This window comes from Streptomyces sp. NPDC012935 (assembly GCF_042900345.1).
In the GTDB taxonomy this organism is placed as follows: Bacteria; Actinomycetota; Actinomycetes; order Streptomycetales; family Streptomycetaceae; genus Streptomyces.
In genome coordinates this window covers 82,535-104,559 of the sequence record NZ_JBIBBC010000008.1, presented here as the reverse complement: position 1 = coordinate 104,559, position 22,025 = coordinate 82,535, and the positions used below count along the sequence as shown (strand labels likewise).

Here is a 22,025-nt window from a genome sequence, read left to right as displayed (position 1 = left end):
GCAGGAGCGCCGGCGGGCACCGGACCGGAGGCCGGGGTGTCCGCGGAGACGGGACCGGAGGCGGGGTGGTCGGCGGTGGCCGGCCGGCGTCGTGTGGAGGCTGCGGTGCTTTCGCCGACGGCCGCCCAGGCCACATGGCCGTCGGGGCGGACCAGCAGGGCCGTCGCGCCGGCGAAGACGCCGAGGTGTTCGGGGGCGGCCGTGACGACGGTGACCCGGTCGGCCCAGGTGGCCGCGGCCTCGCGGACGGTGGCGTCGTCGGTCAGGTCGAGCAGGACGCCGCGGGCCGGGTGCAGCAGGGCGGTCGTGGTGGTCCGGGTGCCGTCGGGCAGGTGGAGAGGTCGCGGGGGCAGGCGGCGGCCGACGAGGGGGTGGGTGCCGGGGCCGAGGTCGTACGTGATGTCGAGGTGACTGACGACGCCGGCCAGTCGGCGGCGGACGTCCTCCAGCTCCATCAGCTCGCCGAACACCTTGCGCACCGGGTCGGCCTCGGCGCCGCCGAGGAAGATCATGCCCTGCGCGCGGGTGTTCATCAGCAGCCGGGCGCCGACGGGGTGCCGTTCGTCGTGGTAGCTGTCAAGGAAGGCGTCCGGCAGCTCCCCGCGGATCACCGCGGCCAGCTTCCAGCCGAGGTTGACCGCGTCCTGCACGCCCGTGCTGAGCCCCTGTCCCCCGGCCGGGAGATGGACGTGCGCGGCGTCCCCGGCGAGCAGCACCCGGCCCCTGCGGTAGGCGGAGACCTGGCGGGTGGCGTCCGTGAAGGAGCTGACCCAGTCGGCGCCGCCACCGGCCAGCGACTCGCCGGTGATGCGCTCCCAGGCGGCGGCGACCTCGTCGAACTCCACCTCCTCCGGGCGGTCACCGGCCGGCGTGCCGTCCTCGCACACGATGATCCGGTCGACGCCCGGTGCCAGCGGCGCGGCCATCACCATGCCGTTGTCCAGCCGCTCCCCGAGGAAGCGGGGCCGGATCTCGCAACCGGTGACGTCGGCCAGGTACATCCGGCGGGTGGCCGCGAGTCCGGGGAAGTCGAACCCGGCCGCCTTGCGCACGACGCTCTGCCCACCGTCGCAGCCCACCAGGTACGCCCCGCGCACCCGCTGCTCGCCCTCGGGCGTGACCGCCACGATCTCGACGCCGTCGCCGTCCTCGGCCAGCTTGGCCAGTTCCCAGCCGCGCCGTATGTCCGCGCCCAGTTCGCCCGCCCACTCCTCCAGGACGGCCTCCGTCTGCGACTGCGGGACGCCCCGCGCGCCGAAGTGGGCGTCCTCCAGGACGGTGTAGTCGAACTGCACGCCGCCGAAGTGCCCCATCGGGCTCTTCTCCAGTGCGCCGAACCGCGGCAGCAGCCCGCGCTGGTCGAACACCTCCATCGCGCGGGCCGTGAACCCCAGCCCCCGGGACTGCCCGGTCGGCAGTGCCAGCTTCTCCACGACGACGACCCGGGCGCCGCCCAGCCGCAGTTCCCCGGCCAGCATGAGGCCGGTCGGCCCCGCGCCGACGACGATCACGTCCGTCACATCCGTGTCCACAGCACTTCCCTCTCTGAACTTGAATTGAGATGATTTCATCCGAATTGCCATGACTGTGGTGTCCGGTGTCGCGTCTCGCGGTCACAGCCCGGGATCGGGCCGTCCGAACCAGTGGCGGATCGCCGCCGACGCCGCCCACGGGTCCTCCCCCGCCCAGGCGACGTGGCCGTCAGGACGGACCAGCAGCCCCTCGGCACCGTGCAGCGGCTCCGCCGAGTCCGGTCGTACCGCCACCGGAGTGACGCGGTCGGACCAGACCTTGCCGAGCCAGCGCAGTTCGGCGCGGGCGGAGTCGGCGACCAGCAGAAGTCCGCGTCCGTCGCGCAGGGACTCGGCGACGCCGGCCGGGCCGTCCGGCGTCGGCAGCGTGCCGAGCGGGAGCCGGGCGCCGAGCAGGGGGTGGGTGCCGCCGCCCACGGGGTAGCGGATGTCGAGCCCGGTGATCATCGACGCGAGGTGGTCCCGCGTGGGTCCCGCGGCGATGAGTTCGCCGAGCAGGGTGCGCGCCGGCTCCACCTCCGGCCCGCCGAGCAGCAGCAGCGTCTGGGCCCGGACGTTGGCGAGCACCCGGGACCCGACCGCGTGCCGTTCGTCGTGGTAGGTGTCGAGCAGCCCCGCCGGGACCCGGCCGCAGGCCACCGCGGCCAGCTTCCAGCCCAGGTTGGCCGCGTCCTGGAGGCCGAGGTTGAGCGCCTGGCCGCCGCTCGGCATCTGCCGGTGGGCGGCGTCTCCGGCGAACAGCACCCGCCCGTGCCGATACCGTTCCAGCTGCTGGTTGGCGTCGCCGAAGGCGTTGAGCCACACCGGGCGTCCGCCGCCCAGGTCCTCGCCGGTGACGCTTCGCCATACGTCCACCACCTCCGCGAAGTCCGGCGGCCGCGTCCGCGGCCGGGCCGGGCGGCCGAAGGCGTGCACCATCACCCGCGTGACACCGCCGGGCATCCGGGCAGCGATGGCCAGTCCGTGCTCCCGGCGCTCGAAACGCCGGTTCGGGATGTCGATCCCGGCGATGTCCGCGCGCAGCAGTTCCCGTCCCGCGGGCATGCCGGGGAAGGCCGCCCCGGTCAGCCGCCGTACGGTGCTGTCCTCGCCGTCACAGGCGACGACGTACGCCGCCCGCAGCCGCCGTATGCCGTCCGGGGTGTCGGCCGTGACCTCCACGTACCCGTCCTCCTGGACGAGTTCGCGCACCTCCCAGCCACGCCGGACGTCCGCGCCGAGGGCGCCGGCCCAGTCCTGGAGCAGTTCCTCGGTCCTGGTCTGGGGCACCTTCCACTGGCCCGAGTACGGGCCGGGCATGGTCAGGTCCATCGGTACGCCGCCGAAGTGCCCGCGCGGCTCCCGGGGCGGGTCGCCGAGCGCGTCCAGGAGACCGCGGCAGTCGAGGAGTTCCGCTGTGCGGGCGTGCAGCGTGGAGGCCCTGGACTCCGTGGTGGCGGTGCGCAGGCGTTCCAGTACGACCACGTCGGCGCCGCCGAGACGGAGCTCGCCGGCGAGGAAGAGGCCGACTGGGCCCGCGCCGACCACGATGACCGGGGTGGCGGGGGCGGGGTCGTCGCCCGTGGCCCGGGAGGTGTGGTCCGCCGTGGCCCGGGAGGTGTGGTCCGCCAAGGCCCGGGAGGTGTCGTCGGCCATGGTCAGCGGCTCTTCTCCGCGTGGTCCCTGGCGTGGCCCAGCGTGGCGCGGCTGTTGGTGCTCAGGGCGCCCTGGACGTACTCGCGGGCGTCCTCGACGGTTGCGTCGGGGCCGAGGATCCGCTCGATGTTGTCCGGGTTGAGCACGACCGTGTGCTGCGAGGTGGCGGCGACCCCGCGCGGGTACTCCTCGAACGTCCACAGGCCCGTGTGCAGCGTCATCAGGGCCGGCAGGGTGACCTGCTTGTACGCGATCGCGCGGTGCGGGAAGGTCACCCGGTACGACTTGGTGGTGTGCGTCGAGCCGTCCTTGGCCCTGGTGTCCATCTCCAGCACCTGAAGGCCGGGCGTGGGCTCCTCGAAGCCGACACGGGCGACGTGCGGGAGCCGGTCCACCCAGAGGTGGGCCTCGTTGATGAAGTCGTAGACGTCCTTGGCGGCGCCCTCGATGAGCACCGTGTCCTCGAAGGAGAAGGTCAGCTCGCGGGTGGCGTGGGCCCGCTCGACGTTCTCCTTCAGCGCGGCGAGTTCCGAGCGGGAGTTGCGGTCGACGGCCTCGTCGATCCAGGCGAGGCCCTCGGGGTCGTCGTCGACGGCGCGGTAGTCGTGCAGCAGCCGTACCAGCGAGTCGCCGCCCGGCAGTTCCTCGATCACCCAGGCGCCGCCCATCGCGGCGACCGGGGGCGCGGACACCTCCTGGCGGAAGGTGATCCGGCGGTTCTCGGGGTCCAGGGTGCGGCGCGAGGTCCAGCTCTTCGGGGCGCCGTTGGCGGTGGCCCAGATGCGGATGCGCTCCTCGCGCTCGCCCTTCTCCAGGTGGTCCACGTAGATGGTGGGCGGGAAGATCCGGGGCCAGTTCTCCACCTCCGCGATCAGCCGGTAGACGGCGTCGGCGGGGGCCGAGACGGTGATCTCGTGCGCCACCTCGCGGGTTGTCTCTTCCGTCGTGGTCACGTCCTCGTCCTCATCTTCCTGTGTTGGTCCGGCAGACGGGTGTCGGCGCCGGCGTCGGCGCCGGCGTCGGGAGCCGGCGGGGTCAGAAGTTGCCCAGGCCGCCGCAGACGTTGATCGCCTGAGCGGTGACGGAGGCGGCGGTGTCGGAGGCGAGGTAGCCGACCATCCCGGCGACCTCCTCCGGCGTGGAGTAGCGGCCGAGCGGGATCTTGGCCTGGAACTTCTCGAGGATCGCGTCCTCGGTGGTGTCGTAGGCGGCGGCGTAGCCCTGGCGGACGCGCTGGGCCATGGGGGTCTCGACGTAGCCCGGGCACACGGCGTTGACGGTGATGCCGGTCGGGGCGAGCTCGTTGCCGAGGGCCTTGGTGAAACCGACGACGCCGTGCTTGGAGGCGGAGTAGGGGGCGCCGAGGACGACGCCCTGCTTGCCGGCGGTGGACGCGATGTTGATGATCCGGCCCCAGCTGCGGCCGCGCATGCCGCCGGTGTTGAGCACCTCGCGGGTCATCCGGAAGACACTGTTGAGGTTGGTGTCGATGACGTCGTCCCAGAGCTCGTCCGCGATGTCGGCGGTCACCCCGCCACCGCTGCGGCCGGCGTTGTTGACGAGGACGTCGACGGCGCCGAAGCGGTCGACGGCCGCCTGCACGAAGGCCTGGACGGCCTCCGCCGAACGGACGTCCACGGCGGCCCCGTCGGCCTCCAGACCCTCCTCCTGGAGCTGCTTGACCGTCGCGGCCACGTTGTCGGCGTCACGCGCGCCGATGAACACGCGGTGCCCGGCGGCGGCCAGCTGCCGGGCCGCCGCCAGGCCTATGCCACTGGTGGCTCCGGTGATCAGCGCGACGCGCTGCGTCTGGTGCTGCGGCATGCTTTTCCAACTCCCTTGGGTGGAGGACTACGAGGACTTGTGTACGGGGGGATGCGCCGCCGCCGGGTGGCATGAGAGATGCGCCGACGGCGGCGAGATCATGAAATGTCGGGTACGACGAGACGTCAGGCGGCAGCCTGGGTTCCGCCGCCCAGCTGGGCGTTGACCGCGTCGATCAGGGCGCGCGGAGTGTTGCTCTCCGACAGGACGTCGTCGTCCAGGACGATGCGGTACTCCCGCTCGATCCGGCCGCCGGTCTCGAGCAGCGCCAGCGACTCGTAGCCGAGGTGCTCGAAGTCCTCGTCGAGGATGTCGCCGTCAAGATCGACACTCTCCTCGGCGCCGGCGCCCTCGATCAGGATGCGCTTGAGGTCGTCGAGGGTGAACTGCTGCGGTTCCACGTGGGGTTCCTTTCGGGTCGGTTCGTTGTTCGTGGTGGTCGGTCAGGCGGCTGCCCGTACGACCGCCGCCGAGTTGAAACCGCCGTGACCGCGGGCCAGCACCAGGGCCGTCCGCAGGGCGGCCTCGCGCGGCCGGTCGACCACCAGGTCGAAGGCGTAGTCGCCGGACAGGGTGACGTTCACCGTCGGCGGGATCACTCCGTCCCGGATCGCCAGGAACGCGGTGGCCAGGTCCAGGGGGGCCGCGCCCGAGTAGAGGCGGCCCGTCATCGTCTTGGGGGCGGTGACCGGGACGGACCGAGGACCGAAGACCGCCGTGATCGCCTCGGCCTCGATACGGTCGAGCTCGGGGTCGGCCGCCGCGTCGGCGAAGACCACGTCCACCTGGTCGGGATTCAACCCCGCGTCCTCCAGGGCGAGTTCGATCGCGCGGCGCAGGGCCGGCGGGCGCTCGGTGCCCGGAGCCGGGTCGAACGTGGCGGCGTACCCGGCGATCTCGCCGTAGATCCGCGCACCGCGCGACCGTGCCGACTCCTCGGACTCCATGACGAGCAGCGCACCGCCCTCGCCCGGCACATACCCGTCGGCCGCCCCGTCGAAGGGCAGATACGCCTGGCCGGGCTCGTCGCGCGTGGTCAGTCGCTGCGCGGCGAGCTGTGCGACCCAGCCCCACGGGCAGATGGAGGCGTCCACGGCCCCGGAGACCACGATCGCGGTCCCCTTGCGGATCTGCCGGCGCGCCTGCGCCACGGCGTCCAGACCGCCGGCCTGGTCGCTGACGACCACGCTGCTCGGGCCCTTCATCCCGTGCCGGATGGAGATCTGGCCGCTGTTGACCGCGTAGAACCAGGCGAACGACTGGTACGCGCTGACGTACTGGCTGCCCCGGCTCCACAGCGCCTGCAGCTCGCCCTGGCCGAACTCGAAACCGCCCGACGAGCTCGCCGTGACCACGCCCATGCTGAACTCGGGCAGGTCCTGCGGCCGTATCCCGGCGTCCGCGAGCGCCCAGTCGGCGGCGACCAGTGCCAGCCGGGTCATCCGGTCGGTCTGCGGCAGCAGCCGGCTCGGCAGGTGCTCCTCGGCCGCGAAGCCGGGGATCTCGCCGGCCAGCCGCGCCGGGTAGCCCGACGGGTCGAAGCGGGTGATCCGCCCGATGCCGCTCTTGCCGGCGAGCGTAGCCGCCCAGTAGTCCTGTACTCCCAGGCCGTTGGGGGCCGTGACACCGAGGCCCGTCACCACGACCGCGTTCATGCCATGCTCCTCTCGGGACGGGCGAGCACCATCGCGCTCTGGAAACCGCCGAACCCGCTGCCCACCGACAGCACCGCGTCGGTCAGCTGCTCGCGGGCGGTCAGCGGTACGTAGTCGAGGTCGCACTCCGGGTCGGGGGTGTGCAGGTTCGCCGTGGGCGGCACCATGTGGTGCTCCATGGCCAGCGCGGACGCGGCGATCTCGATCGAGCCGATCGCGCCGAGCGAGTGCCCCACCATCGACTTGATGGAGCTCACGGGAGTGCGGTAGGCGTGCTCACCGAGGCTCTTCTTGAAGGCGGCCGTCTCGTGCCGGTCGTTCTGCTTGGTGCCGGAGCCGTGGGCGTTGATGTAGTCGATCTGGTCCACGTTCATACGGGCCTCGTCCAGCGCCACCGTGATCGCCTCGGCCATCTCCGCACCGTCCGGCCGCAGACCGGTCATGTGGTACGCGTTGCTGCGGGTGGCGTAGCCGGCGATCTCGGCGTAGATGTGCGCCCCGCGCCGCCGCGCGCTCTCCAGCTCCTCCAGGACGAACACCGCGCAGCCCTCGCCGAGCACGAACCCGTTGCGGGTGCCGTCGAACGGCCGCGAGGCCTGCTCGGGGTCCTCCCGGCGCGGGGTCGTCGCCTTGATGGCGTCGAAGCAGGCCATGGTGATCGGCGAGATCGGCGCGTCGGACGAACCGGCGATCATCACGTCGGCCGAGCCCTCACGGATCAGCTCCACGGCGTAGCCGACCGAGTCGATGCCGGAGGTGCAGCCGGTGGACACCACGGTGTTGGGGCCCTCCGCGCCGACGGTCCAGGCGACCTCGGCCGAGAAGGAGCTCGGGACGAAGTAGTTGTAGAGGTGCGGTACGGCGTACTCGTGGTCGACCAGGTGCAGCCGGCCGCCGTCACTGACGATCCGGTACTCCTCGTCCAGCCCCATCGTGGCGCCGACCGCGCTGCCGATGGTGACGCCCACCCGGTGCGGTTCGTGGGCGGCGAGGTCGATCCCGCTGTCGGTCACCGCGCCGCGCGCCGCGACCACCGCGAACTGGGCGGCCCGGTCCATCCGGCGGACCTCCTGCGGTGTGAGCCCGTGCCGGTCCGGGTCGAAGTCCATCTCCGCGGCGACCTGCGAACGGAAGGGGCTCGGGTCGAAGAAGGTGATCCCGCGCGTCGCGGTGCGGCCCTCGCTGAGCATGTTCCAGAAGCTGTCCTTGCCGACACCGCCGGGCGCGAGGACCTCGATCCCGGTGATGACGACCCGCGCGGGGCTGTCCCGACGGCCGCTCATCGGGACGCCTCCCAGTTGTAGAAGCGCGTCGCCATCGCGTCGGCCGGGGAACGCCAGGTCGCCGGGTCGTACGCCTCTATGTGGGGCTTCAGGTCCTCGCTGATGCGCACGAAACGCTCGTCGGACTTGGCCTTCTCGATCAGCTCGCCGCCGTTGTCCGTGTCGAAGTCCTGCAGGTGGAAATAGAGACCCCGGTAGTGGAAGAGCTGACGGCGTCGCGTACCCATCAGATGGGGCATCTCGGTCTCGTCGAACGCGCCGAACAACTTGGCGACATCGACCGCGGAGCCCGGTTCCATCCGAGCCACGATCAAGGTGCTGTGCATGAGCTCTCTCCTTGGAAATGGTGCGTGGGAAAGGGGGGTATGGAACGCGGAAAGGAAAGTCGATTTCCGTCAGTCGATGCCCCGGCAGATGTGCAAGTGGTCGCTGTCGTTCTGGGCGTCCTCGCCGGCCAGGAGCCAGGCGGGGGCCTGGGGCGCGGGGGCGTCGTGCCCGTCGCACGACTCGGAACCCGTCCTGGAAAAGGAATCGGCATCGGATTCGGAGTACGTCTTGGAATAGGTCTCGGAGTACATCTGGTCACACCTCCCGGGGACTTCCTCAGTCCTTGATCTCGCAGATGGCTGCGCCGGAGGTGAGGGAGGCGCCGACCGCGGCCGACAGGTCCTTGACGGTGCCGGACTTGTGGGCGTTGAGGGGCTGTTCCATCTTCATCGCTTCGAGTACGACGATGAGGTCGCCTTCCTTGACCTCCTGGCCTTCCTCGACGGCGACCTTGACGACGGTGCCCTGCATCGGGGAGGCGAGGGTGTCGCCGGAGACGGCCGGGCCGGAGTTGCGCGCCGCGCGCCGCTTCGGCTTGGCTCCGGCGGCCAGACCGGTGCGGGCCAGGGCCATGCCGAGGGAGGCCGGCAGGGAGACCTCCAGGCGGCGGCCGCCGACCTCGACCACCACGGTGTCGCGACCGGGTTCGTTCTCGGTGTCCGTGTCGGCGGGGGTGGCGAAGGGTTTGATCTCGTTGACGAACTCGGTCTCGATCCAGCGGGTGTGGACGGTGAACGGGTCGCTGGAGCCGGTCAGTTCCGGTGCGAAGGCGGGGTCCTTGACGACCGCGCGGTGGAACGGGATCGCGGTGGCCATGCCCTCGACCTGGAACTCCGCCAGCGCGCGGGCGGCGCGCTGGAGCGCCTGCTGACGGGTCGCGCCGGTGACGATCAGCTTGGCCAGCAGGGAGTCCCAGGCCGGGCCGATCACGCTGCCGGACTCGACGCCGGCGTCCAGGCGGACACCCGGACCGGTCGGCGGCGCGAACGTGGTGACCGTGCCGGGCGCCGGGAGGAAGTTGCGGCCGGGGTCCTCGCCGTTGATGCGGAACTCGAAGGAATGGCCGCGCAGCTGCGGGTCGTCGTAGCCGAGTGGTTCGCCGTCGGCGATGCGGAACATCTCGCGCACCAGGTCGATGCCGGTGACTTCCTCGGTGACCGGGTGCTCGACCTGCAGGCGGGTGTTGACCTCGAGGAAGGAGATCGTGCCGTCCATGCCGACGAGGAACTCCACCGTGCCGGCGCCGACGTAGCCGGCCTCCTTCAGGATGGCCTTCGACGCGGCGTAGAGCTGGGCGACCTGGTCCTCGGACAGGAACGGCGCCGGGGCCTCCTCCACCAGCTTCTGGTGGCGGCGCTGCAGCGAGCAGTCACGCGTGGAGACCACGACCACGTTGCCGTGGCGGTCGGCCAGGCACTGCGTCTCGACGTGGCGGGGCTTGTCGAGGTAGCGCTCGACGAAGCACTCCCCGCGCCCGAACGCGGCGACCGCCTCGCGGACCGCGGAGTCGTACAGCTCCGGGACCTCTTCGAGGGTGCGGGCGACCTTCAGGCCGCGTCCGCCGCCGCCGAACGCGGCCTTGATCGCGATCGGCAGGCCGTGCTGCTCGGCGAACGCGACGACCTCGTCGGCGCCGGAGACCGGGTCCGGGGTGCCCGCGACGAGCGGGGCACCGGCACGCTGGGCGATATGGCGGGCGGCGACCTTGTCGCCGAGGTCGCGGATGGCCTGCGGCGGTGGACCGATCCAGATCAGGCCCGCGTCCAGGACGGCCTGGGCGAACTCGGCGTTCTCCGACAGGAAGCCGTACCCGGGGTGGATGGCGTCCGCGCCGGACTCCCGTGCGGCCTTGAGGACCTTGCCGATGTCCAGATAGCTGCTTGCCGGGGTGTCACCGCCCAGGGCGAACGCCTCATCCGCGGCGCGGACATGCAGAGCGTCACGGTCCGGATCCGCGTAGACGGCCACGCTCGCGATCCCGGCATCCCGGCAGGCCCGGGCTACGCGGACAGCGATTTCGCCACGGTTGGCGATGAGCACCTTGCGCACGACTGACCCCCTCCTCAATCGGCAGGAATTCTGGGATGATCAAGCGCGGCCGGGGGAATTGCACTCCCGGGCAGGCGCCGAATACCTGTCCATACTCGGTGCGTGACCTCGACCCTTTCAACAGCCGGCCATTAAGCCTTCGGACCAGATCCTCAGCTGGGATACGGCTTTGTTGGCGCAGCGCCAGGCAAGTGTCAGGAAATTGTCAGAAGCCCCGTCGAACCACTCACGACGGCAGAACAGTTGACCGGCACGCGAAAGGGCGAGGGCATACGAAAGGGCGGGCTCCCCCGTCCGGAGCCCGCCCTTTTCGAAGTCGGCGGCGATGTGGCGACATCGCGCCGGGTGCAAGGTCAGCCACTACCGAAGCGGAACCCCACTCCGCGCACAGTGACGATCCAGTCGCTGCCCCCCAACTTGCCGCGGAGGCTGCTCACATGGGTGTCCACGGTACGACGGGACCAGGACCCACCCCAGACCTGCTGCATGATGCGTTTGCGTGAGATCACCGTCTCCGGATGGGAGGCGAGCAGATAGAGCAGATCGAACTCCTTGCGGGTGACCTCCACGACCTGGCCGTGCAGACTCACCTCGCGCGAGGCGGCGTCGATGCGCAACGGCCCGCGCGAGACGACCTGCTCGACCTGCGCCTGCGGCCGCGAGCGGCGCATGACGGCGTCCATCCGGGCCATCAGTTCCCGGAAGCCGTAGGGCTTGACGAGGTAGTCGTCCGCGCCGGCCTGGAGACCGAGGACACGGTCCAGTTCCGTCCCCCACCCGGTGACGGCTATGAGCGGGACGTCGCTCAGGGAACGGATGGAGCGGCACACCTCCAGACCGTCCAGGTCGGGCAGTTCGAGATCCAGCAGAACGATGTCCGACACCTGGTAGGCCTGCAGAGCCGCGTTGCCCGTGCCGACCCCCTCGACCTGGTGGCCGTGCCGTCGCAGTCCGGCGGCGAGGGCCTCCATGTCGCCGGTGTTGTTCTCGACCACCAGGACCCGCCAGTTGGTCGACGGCTTCCGGGTCTGCGAGGTGATGGGCTTTCGATACTCCAGAGTGCTGCTCGTTGCGCGTTGGCTCACTGCTCTCCCCCTGAACATGTAGTTCCCGCTCGAGCGCCTTGGCTTGTCGAGCCTAAAAACCTACCTCTCGGTTTGTCAAAAAAAAACTCGGTAAACTCACCGTCTGTGACAACTGATGCCACTTTTGCCGGAGTTGCCAGGACATGAAGGATCAATTCCGCCGCGAAACGTAACCGAGATCGGGATGCCGGATCTTGAAAGTGGTCAAAATTCGCCCCAAGGTCACGAGAAATCAATCACTGACGGCGACCGCGGTTTGTTCTGGGTGTCAACAACCGGGCCTGCTCACCCGTAGATCGAGAACCGAGAGCGGCCTCGCCCGACGCATTGCACATCCCCTGAGGCAGTGGTAGACCGTCCGGGATGTTCTCGGCTGGCTGATTCCCTGCTTCCACTTCTCCCTCGCCCTGGTCATGAGGTGGGAAAGTGTGATCTTCTGGGCAGTACTGACGGTGTGTCGATAGAAACGAGAGCCGCAGCCGGACCGACGCTCCCGTTACTCGGACATCCGCACCCCACAAACAAACCTTCAAGTCCGTTTCCTGGACTGCGGGATGAAAGGATTCAGGCAGGTGGGACTACAACAGGAGAGGGCGATCCGCACCCGCCGGCTCATGCTGAAGTCGGCGGCGGAGGTCTTCGACCGCGAGGACTATGCCTCGGCCAGGCTCACCGACATCAGTGCGCGGGCCAACATGAGCACGGGCGCGCTGCACTTCCACTTCGCGAACAAGGAGGACCTGGCACAAGCAGTCGTGAGCGAGGCACGCGACATCCTCTGGCGGGCAGCACGCCTCGCGTACGAGAAGAACTCCGAACCGCTGCAGGCCCTCACCGACATCTCGCACACCCTGAGCCAGTTGCTGTCCTGGGACGTGGTGTCGCGGGCGGGGCTGCGGCTGGACAACGACCGCTCCCGCAAGGGGCGGGAGCAGTTCATCCACGCGTGGCACGCGTGCGTGCAGCGGCTGCTGGACCGCGCGCACCAGGAGGGCGGGGTCGCCGCGCAGGTCCAGCTGCCGGCTCTGACCTGTGCGATCGTCGCAGCCACGACCGGCATAGGAGTACTGATAAAGGGGGGTGAGGGCGACCGGACCCGGCTGGCCTTCACGGGGTTCTGGCAGGGCTTCCTGCCGGGGCTCGCCGCACCGAGCCTGCTCGGCGGACTGAACCCCGGCGGCACACCGGACGTGGTCGACCACGCGGTCGCCGTGTCGCGTTACCTGCCCTGCGTCACTGAGGAAGAGGTCGACACGGAGGCCACGACCACGGGGGTGAGGTGATGCGGGTCCGGTGCCGCGTCCGGGACCGGCCACCGGAGCCGTCACGGGCCCGGCTGCGGGAGCGCCGTGGGAGCGGCCCCTCGGAACGGCAGGTCGGAACGGCCCGTCGGACCAGCCGTGGGAGCGGCCCGTCGGAGCCGTCACCGGACGGGCCGCGGGAACGCAGTCGGAACGGCGCGTCGGACCAGCCGTGGGAGCGGCCCGTCGGAGCCGTCACGGGACCGGCTGCGGGAGCGCCGTGGGAGCGGCCCGTGGGACCGGCCCGTGGGAGCGGCCCGTCGGAGCCGTCACCGGACCGGCCGCGGGAGCACCGGCCGACCAGCCTGTCGGAGCGGCCCGTCGGACCAGCCGTCAGAACGGCACGTGGGACCAGCCCGTCGGAGCCGTCACCAACCGGCTGCGGGAACGCCGGCCGACCAACCTGCCGGAACGGCCCGTCGGACCAGTCGTCGGAACGGCCCGTGGGCGGCCGTCAGTTGGGGGTGTCCTCGCCTTCGTGTCCTCGCGGTGGCGTCGGCGGTGGACCGCCGGCCCGCGGGGACCGCTCGGGAGTTGTCGGCGGCAGTGTGCGGATCGGCCACGGCCGTACGCCGCCCCCGCGACGCGCAGGCCGTGGCGACCGTATGTCCGCCACCCGGGTCGGACGAGATGAGCGGTGAATCCGCGGGGGCCCGAGTCCCGCCGCCAGGACGGGACCGTTCAGCCGCCGTCCCTAGTCGCGCCGGCGCCCAGGGTCACGGTGAAGACGGGTTCGTCCTGCTGGAGTCCCTGCACGCGCATCACGGCGCCCTGCTCCGCGGACCTGCCGGGCCGGGCCAGGATCCAGCAGGGCTCGGTCAGTTCGCAGTACTTGTGGAAGGCGATCCGCATCGACGCGGGGTGGAAGTCGTGCCCGGGCGTCATGACGTTGGCGGCCTGGCGTGCGGCCTCGAGGAGCACCATGCCGGGGACGTGGTCGTTGGGACGGGCGAAGAGTGTGGGGTGCGTGGTGTCCAGGCGGAGGCGCCAGCCGGGGCGGTGCCTGGAAGGGGCGAGGACGACGTCCTTGCGGTCACCGCGGCCGGTCTCGCGGGGCGCCACAGTGGGCAGCGGCGGCACTGCGCGACCCGTGACGGACATCCGCTCGCCGCGCAGCCGGCGGTAGACGCGTGCCGAGGTGCAGCCCAGGATGCCCATGCTCGTGGCGAGCAGCCGGCCGTGACGCTGGAAGCGCAGGTCGACGCGCATGCCGACGAGGCGCCCGGCGCGTAGCTGGACGTCGGTGCACTCGACCACGACGTCGATGGCGCCCGAGGCGCCCGCCACGGTGAACTCCGTTGCCTCGACCTGGTATCCGAGCTCCCGCATCAGGAACTGGTCGCCGATCGGCACTCCGAACTCGGCGTGGGCCAGCATCATCGTCGCCTGCCGGGTGGTCTCGGCGACGAGCAGCGGGTCCTGACGCCCGCCGGGCAGCGGGGCGAAGAAGCGGTGTGCGGAGGGCCAGTTCACCGAGACGAGGAACCGGTGCTCGCTCAGGCGCAGCCACTCGACGGGGAACCGGTCCTCGGGGTGCGGGCGGTGGCACAGCTCGGCAGTGGCCCGGCCGTCCGGAATCAGAACCGGGGAGTCGGTCCGGTATGCGGGCCGGGCGGCGGACTCTTCCGAGTGGATCGGTACGGCATGCCCGGCCGGCGGACCGGTGTGGCAGGCCGTGTTCTCCCCGTCAGCGGGGTCGGACCGCTCAGGCGTCGGGTCCAGACCGGTACGAGACTCAACAAATCGGTCGACTACAGATATCGCGCCATCAGGCATGGATTGCCCCCTGAGTCGCTACATGAGGGGATCGTTCCCCTCTCGACAAAAGACTGGCAGTCCGGTTCTCTTTGCGGGGGGACCTGACCAAGCTCTGACATAGAAACAGGCACGGACGCATGGCACGTCAAGCAAGAGCCATCCAGACCCGCAAGTCGATCCTGCTGGCGGCGGCCGAGGTGTTCGACGAGCGGGGCTACAGCACTGCCACGATCACGGAGATCATTGCGCGGGCCGGTGTCACCAAGGGGGCGCTGTACTTCCACTTCACCTCCAAGGAGGACCTGGCCCTCGGAGTGATAGCGGCGCAGCTGGAACTCGGCCCGCTGCCGCCGCAGCGCACGAAGCTGCAGGAACTCGCCGACCAGGGCCTGTTGTTCGCGCACCAGCTGCAGCATGACCCGCTGACCCGTGCCAGCGTCGGACTCGCCATGGACCAGTGGAGCGAGAGCGCCGAGAGCGCCGAAGGCGGCGAGGGCGCCAATCCCTTTCACGGCAGACCGTTCCAGTCCTGGGCGGACCGGCTCACCGGACTGCTCGTCGAGGCGCGCGAACGCGGCGAGTTGCTGCCGCACGTGGATCCGGCGGAGACGGCGGAGCTGCTGTCCGGGTCCTTCACCGGCATCCAGTGGACGTCCCAAGTGCTGTGCCAGCGCAAGGACTTGACCCGCCGGGTGATCTCCATGTTCCGCCACCTCCTGCCGACCGTCGCGATGCCGCAGATCCTCCCGACGCTGGAGCTGACCCCCGACCGAGCCGTGTCCCTGCTCGCGTCGCGCGATGCGGCGCTGGAGGGGGAGGAGGCACCGGCCGACGAGGAGTACGACGCCGCGGCCGACGACGGCTGCGCGTCGGAGGCGGGCCCGGCCTGGGAACCCGACACCGCCGCCACCCGGGAACGGGAAGGGAGCGCTGCCCCGGAGGGGGAGGGCAGCGCTGCCTGATCGGCGGGTCGCGACGCCCCCACGCCCCCCCGGGAAACCGGCACCGCACATCATCGAAGCGGGGCGGAGGGCGACGTGTCCTCCAGGCGGTAGCCGACGCCCCGGACCGTGGTGATCCAGCCCTCGCCCAGCTTGGCGCGCAGGGCACTGACGTGGGTGTCGACCGTGCGGGTGGAGATGGCCCACTCGTCCGCCCAGACCCCGGCGATCAGGTCCCGGCGCGAGATCACCGTCTCCGGTGCCGAGGCCAGCAGCAGCAGGATGTCGAACTCCTTGCGGGTGAGCTCCAGAGGCTGCTCCCCCACCCACGCCTCACGCGTCCCGGGGTCCAGCCGCAGGGCCCCGCAGGACACGCCGGCCGGACCCCCGCCGGTGGCGACGCGCCGGGTCACCGCGTTCATCCGGGCGATCAGCTCCCGGAACCCGTACGGCTTCACCAGACAGTCGTCCGCACCCGACCGCAGGCTGAGCACCCGGTCCAGTTCGGTGTCCCGGCTGGTGAAGGCGATCAGCGGGGTGGTGCCCCGGGCCCGGATCTCGGCGCACACCTGCAGACCGTCGAGATCGGGCAACTCCAGGTCGAGCAGCACGACTTCGGCCTGCTCCCACGCCTGGAGGGCCGCCCGTCCGGTGCGGGCCCGCCGGACCTGATGGCCGTTGCGCACCAGGCGGCAGACCAGAGGCTCGGCGGTCCCGTCATCCGGGTCGATCACAAGTACGCGCATGTGCACTCCACTCCGGGCCGCGTCCGGGCGGCGCCAGGCACCTCCCGGTCGACGGCCCGGACTGTCACTCGCCCGCCGACCGGGTGTGCACCACTCGGTAGGTGTTGGAGTCCCGCCAGATGGCCAACGCGTCCAGCTTGGCGTCGATCTTCTGCCGCTCCGCCGACCGCTGCGCCACGGGCTGCTCGCGGAACGCGTCGTAGGCCTCCTTGCTGTCCCACTGCGCGTAGACGACGACCCACTTGCCCTCGATGCCACGGCCGCGCAGACCGCGCAGCACCGTGTGGCTGCGGTACCCCGGGACCTTCTGCAGCCAGTCCTGGGCAGCGCCGAGCGTCTCGACCAGCTCGTCCTGGTGCTTCTCGGCGACGCCGTACAGGTCGATGACCGTGTAGTCCTCGCGCTCCGGCCCGATCTCGGTGTCCCCGGCGCCCGGCTTCGACTGGGTGAACACCGCCTCGTTCTGCAGCAGCCGGATCGCGGTGGTGATCTCACCGAAGAGCGGCAGGGTGCGGTGCTTGAACTCCTCGCCGGCGTACCGGGCCTCCAGGTCCTCGGTGGAGCGCCACTGGATGAAGTTGGCGGTGCCGAACTTGGTCTGCCCGCTGTGCACGGTGCTGGAGATCCAGCCGTCGTAGGCGGCGGCGTCGACGATCTCGCGCATCGCGGCGAGCAGGCTGTCCTGCTTCTCGGCGGAGTCGGTCGAGAACAGGTTGAGGACGGTCAGGTTCTTACCATCGGCTGCGATCTTCGGCATTCTCTTCTCTTCCGGTAGATCGGGTGATGAAAGGTTGACGAAAGAAGCAGAACTCGAATTTCCGGCTCAGCGGATCAGCTCAGCGGATCAGTGCTTCCCGACCAGCATGACAAGCCCTCAACTCCTGCTGAAGGCTGCTGTGTTCAGGACTGCGCGCGGATTGTCAGGTCTTTTCCGTCAGCGTCAGATCTTCCGCAGCTACGTCAGGTCTTCGACAAGTGCCCTTGGGCGCCCATTGGCCACCGCGCGATGCTCGGGTAATGAATTCCGTCACGTCAGCAGCCGAAATCAGCACCTTGCTGGACCGATATCTGTTGGGCCTCGACGAGGACAAACTCGACGACGCCTGGGCGGGCACGCTGTTCAGCGACGACGCCCGTGTCGAGTTCCCGATGAGCGTGCACGAGGGCATCGAAGGGCTCGCCGCCTGGCACCGGCAGGCGCTCGACGCGTTCGCGCGCACCCAGCATCTCAACTCCCCGCCGGTGGTGGACCTCACCGGCGAGAAGGAGGCGGTGCTGCGCGCGAACCTGGTCTCCACGCACGTACACCATCCGGACGCGCCCGGCGATCCGCTGTTCGTCGCCGGCACCCTCGTGCACGGTGCGGCCCGGCACACCGAGGACGGCTGGCGTCTGACGGAGCTGTCGTTCCAGCTGGTCTGGTCGACGGGCAGCCCGCCGCGGCCCAGGGACGCCCGATGACCGTACTGGCGGCCGGGAATCAGGAGCAGCAGGTCGCGACGATGCTGCTCGGCATCGGTGTGATCCTGCTGGTCGGTGCCGCACTCGGGGCACTCGCGCGGAAGCTGGGCCAGCCGAAGGTGATCGGCGAGATCACCGCCGGCATCGTGCTCGGCCCGAGTCTGCTCGGCCTGTTCCCCGGGAACCTGACGGAGCGTCTGTTCCCTGCTGACGTACGGCCGTTGCTTTCGGCGGTCTCCCAGGTCGGCCTGGTCCTGTTCATGTTCGTGGTCGGCTGGGAGTTCGAGAAACGGCTGATACGGCCGCACGCGCGGCTGGCGGCGGGTGTCTCGGTGTCGTCGATCGTGCTGGCCTTCGGGCTGGGCGTCGCCGCGGCGGTCGTGCTGTATCCGCACCACGACACCGTGGCCGGCAAGCACATCTCCTTCCTCGCGTTCGCCACCTTCATGGGCACCGCGATGTCCGTGACGGCGTTCCCCGTGCTGGCACGGATCCTCACCGAGAACAAACTGATGGACACCCGGGTCGGCGCCCTGTCACTGGCCAGCGCCGCGATCGACGACATCCTCGCCTGGTGTCTGCTGGCGTATGTGTCGGCGCTCGTCAGCTCGGAGGGTGACTACGCGGACCTGGCCCGGATCGGGGCGCTGAGCGTGGTCTATGTCGCGCTGATGTTCATGGTGGTACGGCCGCTGGTGGCCCGGCTGGTGTGGCGGTGGGCCGCCATGGAGCGCTGGAGCGCGCTGCTCGCGGTGCTGTGCGCGGGTGTGTTCGCCTCGTCGTGGCTGACCTCATGGATCGGCATCCACCAGATCTTCGGCGCGTTCCTGTTCGGTTTCGTCATGCCGCGCGAGCCCAGGAGGGTGCTCGCGGCGAACCTGCGCCGGCCGCTGGACGACGTCAGCGTCGTGCTGCTGCCGGTGTTCTTCATCGTCACCGGCCTCGGCGTCGACCTCGGCTCCCTGACCGCGACCGACTCTCTGTCACTGGCCCTGGTCATCGCCGTGGCCTGCACGGGCAAGCTGCTCGGCGCGATCGTCCCGGCCCGCCTGTCCGGCCTGTCCTGGCGTGAGTCCAAGGACCTGGGGGTGCTGATGAACACCCGTGGCCTGACCGAGCTCATCATCCTCAACGCCGCCGTGAGCCTCGGAGTGCTCGACGGACGGATGTTCACCATGCTGGTGATCATGGCCCTCGTGACGACGGCGATGGCGGCTCCGCTGCTGTCCCGGCGCGAGCACCTCACAGCCGGCGTGACCCAGAAGACACGTACACCCGTCGCGGACGCGACCGCGCCGCGCACCTGACGAGGGGGCTCACGTGATACCCGTCCAGCCGTTGTCCCAGCACGGCCGGCATCTGCCGCAACCGCCGGTCGACAGCCGCGCGTTGCGCACGGTGTGCGGCAACTTCGCCACCGGCGTCACCGTCATCACCACCGCAGGCCCCGAGGGCGGCGCCGCCACCACGGTGAACTCCTTCACGTCCGTCTCACTGGAGCCGCCGCTGGTGCTGTTCTGCCTCCACAAGCAGTCGCGGCTGCGCCCCGCCCTGCAGTCGTCCGGCGGCTTCGTGGTCAACTTCCTGACACGTAGCCAGGAAGGCCTCGCCTGGAAGTTCGCGGGCCGCGAGTCGGCGCGCCTGGCGGAGGTCCCGCACCACCGCTCCACCGGCGGACTGCCGGTCCTCACCGAGGCGCTGGCCTTCCTGGAGTGCCGCCTTGCCGACGAGTACGACGGCGGCGACCACGCCATCCTGCTCGGTGAGGTGACCGCCCTGGGCACGTCGACGCAAGAAGCCGACCCGCTGGTCTTCTACAAGGGCTCGATGCGCGTTCTCGACACCGATGTCCCTACGCCGGCCCGGGGCTAGCAGCCGGTCAGGAGCCGGCAGCCGGTCCCGGCGCGGCTCACCGCGACACCGGCGTCGGTTCGTCCGCCGTGTCGAACTCACGCCTGGCCCGCTCGACCTTCTGGAGGTTCTCCGCGGACCACTCGGCGAGGTGGGCGAAGATCGGCGCCAGGCTGCGGCCCAGCTCGCTGATCTCGTACTCGACCCGGGGCGGCACCTCGGGGTGGTACGTCCGCACGACCAGGCCGTCGCGCTCCATCTGGCGCAGCCGCTGGGTGAGGACCTTCGGCGTGATGGTGCGGATGTTGCGCTGGAGCTCGACGAAACGCTGCCGGCCGAACTCGTGCAGCGTCCACAGGATCGGTGTCGTCCAGCGGCTGAAGACGATGTCGACCACCGGGGAGACCGGGCACGCCAGCTCCGAGTCGACCTGTCCGCCACGTGTGGTGGTGCTGCCCATGGCGCCAGTGCTGCCCATTCGGACCCTCCCAGGAAGTCACTTTCCTCTAGGTACCTACTTTACCCAGGATGCTAGCTTCCCGGAAGACGGTGAGCGGGCTCCCGCTCCCGGCCTCGCGCCATGTCCTTTCCCTCCGGATGTCCGTCCCTACGGAACCCTTCCGTCACCTCCATTAGGAGCGACATGTCGACCCAAGAGTCGCTGCGCCTTCCCCACCCCACCGACGAATCGGCCCCGCCGCACCGCCCGGGGCTCATCCTGGCGTTCCTCTGCCTGGCCGGCTTCATGACCTTCCTCGATGTGTCCATCGTCAACGTGGCCCTGCCGACCATCGAGGACGAACTGCACATCTCCCAGACGTCGTTGCAGTACATCGTCACCACGTACGGCATGCTGCTCGGCGGGTTCCTGCTGCTGACCGGCCGACTGGCCGACGCCTTCGGCCGTCGCCGGATGCTGCAGACCGGCCTGATCCTCTTCGCCCTGTCCTCCCTGCTCGCCGGGTTCGGGCAGAGCGCGGCCATGCTGATCGTGGCGCGCGGCGCCCAGGGCCTCGGCGCCGCGTTCATCGCGACCGCCGCGCTGTCCCTGCTCGCCAACAACTTCGCGGAGGGCGCCGAGCGCAACAAGGCGCTCGGTGCCTGGGGCGCGCTCAGCGGTATCGCCGCCGTCGCCGGTGTCACCCTGGGCGGTCTGCTCACCGACGGTCCGGGCTGGCGCTGGATCTTCTTCATCAACGTGCCGATCGGCCTGGTCTGCGCCCTGATCGCCCCGAGGATCGTCGGCGAGAGCCGCGCCGCGGAGCGCAGCCGCTCCTTCGACGTCGCCGGCGCCGTGACGCTGACCGCCGGTCTCGTGCTGCTGATCTTCAGCCTCGGCCAGACCATCGACGACTCGGACGTCCCGATGGGCCGCGTCTACGGCGGCTTCGCCCTCTCCGCGGTCCTGCTCATCACGTTCCTGCTGATCGAGCGCCGCGCCGAGGCACCGCTGATCCCGCTCGGGGTCTTCAAGCGCAAGTCGCTCAGGGCCTCCAACATCGTCGCCGTCCTGCTGCTCGGCACCTGCGTCACGCTGTTCTTCTTCGCCAGCCTCTTCATGCAGCAGGTCCTCAACTGGTCGGCCCTGAAGACCGGTCTGGCCTACGTCCCGCTCGCCGTGATCGTCGCGGTCGGCGCCGGTATCGCCTCCCAGCTGGTGACCAAGGTCGCCGCCAAGCCGGTGCTGATGGTCGGCCTGACGCTGACCAGCGTCGGCATGTTCCTGCTGTGGCGGGCCCCGTCCGACGCCTCCTACGTCGTGGACCTGCTGCCCGCCTTCCTGATCTCCGGCCTCGGTCTCGGGCTGTCCTTCGTGCCGGTGCAGGTCGCCGCGTTCACCGGCACCCAGGAGGACGAGTCCGGCCTGTCCGCGGGGCTCATCAACACCGCGCAGGAGGTCGGTGGTGCCCTCGGCCTCGCCGTGGCCGCCACCTACGCCTTCCGCCAGGTCGAGCAGCTGACCGAGTGGGCGGACGGGGTGCCCGCGCGGGTGACCCAGGCGCGCACCGAGGTCTTCCACGACGCGTTCCTCGCGGGCGCCTGCTTCGCCGTGGCCGGCCTGCTCCTCACGCTGCTCCTGCTGCCCTTCACCAGGGCATCGGAGCAGCCGGCCGCCGCTCCCGCCAAAGCCTGAGATCGGAACCCCGCCATAGATCGGAAAGCCACCATGCCGACGTCACCACGGTTGTCCTCCGCGGCCGAGGACTTCCTCGCCGAGAACCATCTGTGCACCTTCACCACGCTGCGCCCCGACGGCTCGCCCCATGTGACGCCCGTGCGGTTCACCTGGGACGGGGAGGCGGGCCTGGCGCGGGTCATGACCGCGGTGACACGGCGCAAGGCCAGGAACGTGCTGGCCGGTTCCGCCGGCCGGGCCTCCCTGTGCCAGACGGTGGGGCCCCGCTGGATCACCCTGGAGGGCACCGCCACCGTCCACGACGACCCGTTACGGGTCCAGGAGGGCATACGGCGGTACGCCAAGCGGTACTGGACGCCGCCGCCGGAGCCGCCGGGCCTGGTCGTGATCGAGATCCAGGTCGACCGGGTGCTGGGCCTGCTCTAGCCGGGTCCGAACCG

21 protein-coding genes and 1 pseudogene are annotated in these 22,025 nt (G+C 70.4%); 7 read left to right on the top strand and 15 right to left on the bottom strand.

Translation table 11 applies throughout. The features are described from left to right. Window positions 1-109: 109 nt before the first annotated feature. The 11 genes and pseudogenes from ACFY5C_RS20770 to ACFY5C_RS20720 form a co-directional block, all read right to left on the bottom strand. Window positions 110-1,478 (bottom strand): annotated as a pseudogene (locus ACFY5C_RS20770) (FAD-dependent monooxygenase); the annotation flags it as partial. A 135-nt stretch (window positions 1,479-1,613) separates the two neighbouring features. Next, window positions 1,614-3,167 carry an FAD-dependent monooxygenase gene (locus ACFY5C_RS20765; protein WP_389446251.1) on the bottom strand — a complete coding sequence of 518 codons (1,554 nt, stop codon included), beginning with the start codon at window positions 3,165-3,167 and terminating at the stop codon, window positions 1,614-1,616. Window positions 3,168-3,169: 2 nt separating this feature from the next. Beyond that, entirely contained in the window at window positions 3,170-4,120 is a 951-nt protein-coding gene (locus tag ACFY5C_RS20760) for an aromatase/cyclase (RefSeq protein ID WP_389446249.1), read from the bottom strand. Window positions 4,121-4,202: 82 nt separating this feature from the next. Next, entirely contained in the window at window positions 4,203-4,991 is a 789-nt protein-coding gene (fabG, locus tag ACFY5C_RS20755; RefSeq protein WP_389446247.1) for a 3-oxoacyl-ACP reductase FabG, read from the bottom strand. Between the two features lie 125 nt (window positions 4,992-5,116). Then, on the bottom strand, window positions 5,117-5,392 hold the full coding sequence (locus tag ACFY5C_RS20750; protein WP_389446245.1) for an acyl carrier protein: 276 nt from the start codon (window positions 5,390-5,392) through the stop codon (window positions 5,117-5,119). Between the two features lie 42 nt (window positions 5,393-5,434). Further along, window positions 5,435-6,646: a ketosynthase chain-length factor gene (locus ACFY5C_RS20745; RefSeq protein WP_389446243.1), complete on the bottom strand. Its 1,212-nt coding sequence runs from the start codon at window positions 6,644-6,646 to the stop codon at window positions 5,435-5,437. Continuing rightward, complete coding sequence (locus ACFY5C_RS20740) at window positions 6,643-7,929, bottom strand: beta-ketoacyl-[acyl-carrier-protein] synthase family protein (RefSeq protein ID WP_389446242.1); 1,287 nt, start codon at window positions 7,927-7,929, stop codon at window positions 6,643-6,645. The genes ACFY5C_RS20745 and ACFY5C_RS20740 overlap by 4 nt, the downstream gene beginning before the upstream one ends. Next, window positions 7,926-8,255, bottom strand: a complete 330-nt coding sequence (locus ACFY5C_RS20735; protein ID WP_389446240.1) for a TcmI family type II polyketide cyclase — start codon at window positions 8,253-8,255, stop codon at window positions 7,926-7,928. The genes ACFY5C_RS20740 and ACFY5C_RS20735 overlap by 4 nt, the downstream gene beginning before the upstream one ends. 69 nt (window positions 8,256-8,324) lie before the next feature. Then, entirely contained in the window at window positions 8,325-8,507 is a 183-nt protein-coding gene (locus tag ACFY5C_RS20730) for a hypothetical protein (protein ID WP_389446238.1), read from the bottom strand. Between the two features lie 25 nt (window positions 8,508-8,532). After that, a complete protein-coding gene (locus tag ACFY5C_RS20725) occupies window positions 8,533-10,305 on the bottom strand; it encodes an acetyl/propionyl/methylcrotonyl-CoA carboxylase subunit alpha (RefSeq protein WP_389446236.1) in 1,773 nt (590 codons plus the stop codon). 353 nt (window positions 10,306-10,658) lie between these two features. Beyond that, window positions 10,659-11,408, bottom strand: a complete 750-nt coding sequence (locus ACFY5C_RS20720) for a response regulator transcription factor (protein ID WP_389446234.1) — start codon at window positions 11,406-11,408, stop codon at window positions 10,659-10,661. Between the two features lie 554 nt (window positions 11,409-11,962). On the opposite strand from ACFY5C_RS20720, the gene ACFY5C_RS20715 reads away from it, so the two are divergent. Then, on the top strand, window positions 11,963-12,673 hold the full coding sequence (locus ACFY5C_RS20715; protein ID WP_389446232.1) for a ScbR family autoregulator-binding transcription factor: 711 nt from the start codon (window positions 11,963-11,965) through the stop codon (window positions 12,671-12,673). A 699-nt stretch (window positions 12,674-13,372) separates the two neighbouring features. On the opposite strand, the gene ACFY5C_RS20710 is transcribed toward ACFY5C_RS20715, so the two are convergent. Beyond that, on the bottom strand, window positions 13,373-14,467 hold the full coding sequence (locus ACFY5C_RS20710) for a ScbA/BarX family gamma-butyrolactone biosynthesis protein (RefSeq protein WP_389446231.1): 1,095 nt from the start codon (window positions 14,465-14,467) through the stop codon (window positions 13,373-13,375). 119 nt (window positions 14,468-14,586) lie between these two features. Here ACFY5C_RS20710 and ACFY5C_RS20705 point away from each other — a divergent pair, with 119 nt between their 5' ends. Then, complete coding sequence (locus tag ACFY5C_RS20705) at window positions 14,587-15,411, top strand: ScbR family autoregulator-binding transcription factor (RefSeq protein WP_389446229.1); 825 nt, start codon at window positions 14,587-14,589, stop codon at window positions 15,409-15,411. A 50-nt stretch (window positions 15,412-15,461) separates the two neighbouring features. Here ACFY5C_RS20705 and ACFY5C_RS20700 read toward each other — a convergent pair whose 3' ends face one another. Both ACFY5C_RS20700 and ACFY5C_RS20695 read right to left on the bottom strand, forming a co-directional pair. Beyond that, window positions 15,462-16,136: a response regulator transcription factor gene (locus ACFY5C_RS20700; RefSeq protein ID WP_389446227.1), complete on the bottom strand. Its 675-nt coding sequence runs from the start codon at window positions 16,134-16,136 to the stop codon at window positions 15,462-15,464. A gap of 64 nt (window positions 16,137-16,200) precedes the next feature. After that, window positions 16,201-16,893 carry an antibiotic biosynthesis monooxygenase family protein gene (locus ACFY5C_RS20695; RefSeq protein ID WP_389446225.1) on the bottom strand — a complete coding sequence of 231 codons (693 nt, stop codon included), beginning with the start codon at window positions 16,891-16,893 and terminating at the stop codon, window positions 16,201-16,203. 260 nt (window positions 16,894-17,153) lie between these two features. On the opposite strand from ACFY5C_RS20695, the gene ACFY5C_RS20690 reads away from it, so the two are divergent. The 3 genes from ACFY5C_RS20690 to ACFY5C_RS20680 are packed head-to-tail and all read left to right on the top strand — an operon-like array spanning window position 17,154 to window position 19,469. Continuing rightward, window positions 17,154-17,597 carry a nuclear transport factor 2 family protein gene (locus ACFY5C_RS20690; protein ID WP_389446223.1) on the top strand — a complete coding sequence of 148 codons (444 nt, stop codon included), beginning with the start codon at window positions 17,154-17,156 and terminating at the stop codon, window positions 17,595-17,597. Then, a complete protein-coding gene (locus ACFY5C_RS20685; RefSeq protein WP_389446221.1) occupies window positions 17,594-18,904 on the top strand; it encodes a cation:proton antiporter in 1,311 nt (436 codons plus the stop codon). Before ACFY5C_RS20690 ends, ACFY5C_RS20685 begins: the two co-directional genes overlap by 4 nt. 13 nt (window positions 18,905-18,917) lie before the next feature. Further along, complete coding sequence (locus ACFY5C_RS20680) at window positions 18,918-19,469, top strand: flavin reductase family protein (protein WP_389446219.1); 552 nt, start codon at window positions 18,918-18,920, stop codon at window positions 19,467-19,469. Window positions 19,470-19,506: 37 nt separating this feature from the next. Here ACFY5C_RS20680 and ACFY5C_RS20675 read toward each other — a convergent pair whose 3' ends face one another. Beyond that, window positions 19,507-19,926 (bottom strand): winged helix-turn-helix transcriptional regulator, encoded by a 420-nt coding sequence (locus ACFY5C_RS20675; RefSeq protein WP_389446217.1) that lies wholly within the window; start codon window positions 19,924-19,926, stop codon window positions 19,507-19,509. A 165-nt stretch (window positions 19,927-20,091) separates the two neighbouring features. Here ACFY5C_RS20675 and ACFY5C_RS20670 point away from each other — a divergent pair, with 165 nt between their 5' ends. Then, window positions 20,092-21,582 carry an MFS transporter gene (locus tag ACFY5C_RS20670; RefSeq protein WP_389446216.1) on the top strand — a complete coding sequence of 497 codons (1,491 nt, stop codon included), beginning with the start codon at window positions 20,092-20,094 and terminating at the stop codon, window positions 21,580-21,582. A 33-nt stretch (window positions 21,583-21,615) separates the two neighbouring features. Then, window positions 21,616-22,011, top strand: a complete 396-nt coding sequence (locus tag ACFY5C_RS20665) for a pyridoxamine 5'-phosphate oxidase family protein (protein ID WP_389446214.1) — start codon at window positions 21,616-21,618, stop codon at window positions 22,009-22,011. The last annotated feature ends 14 nt before the right edge of the window (window positions 22,012-22,025 follow it).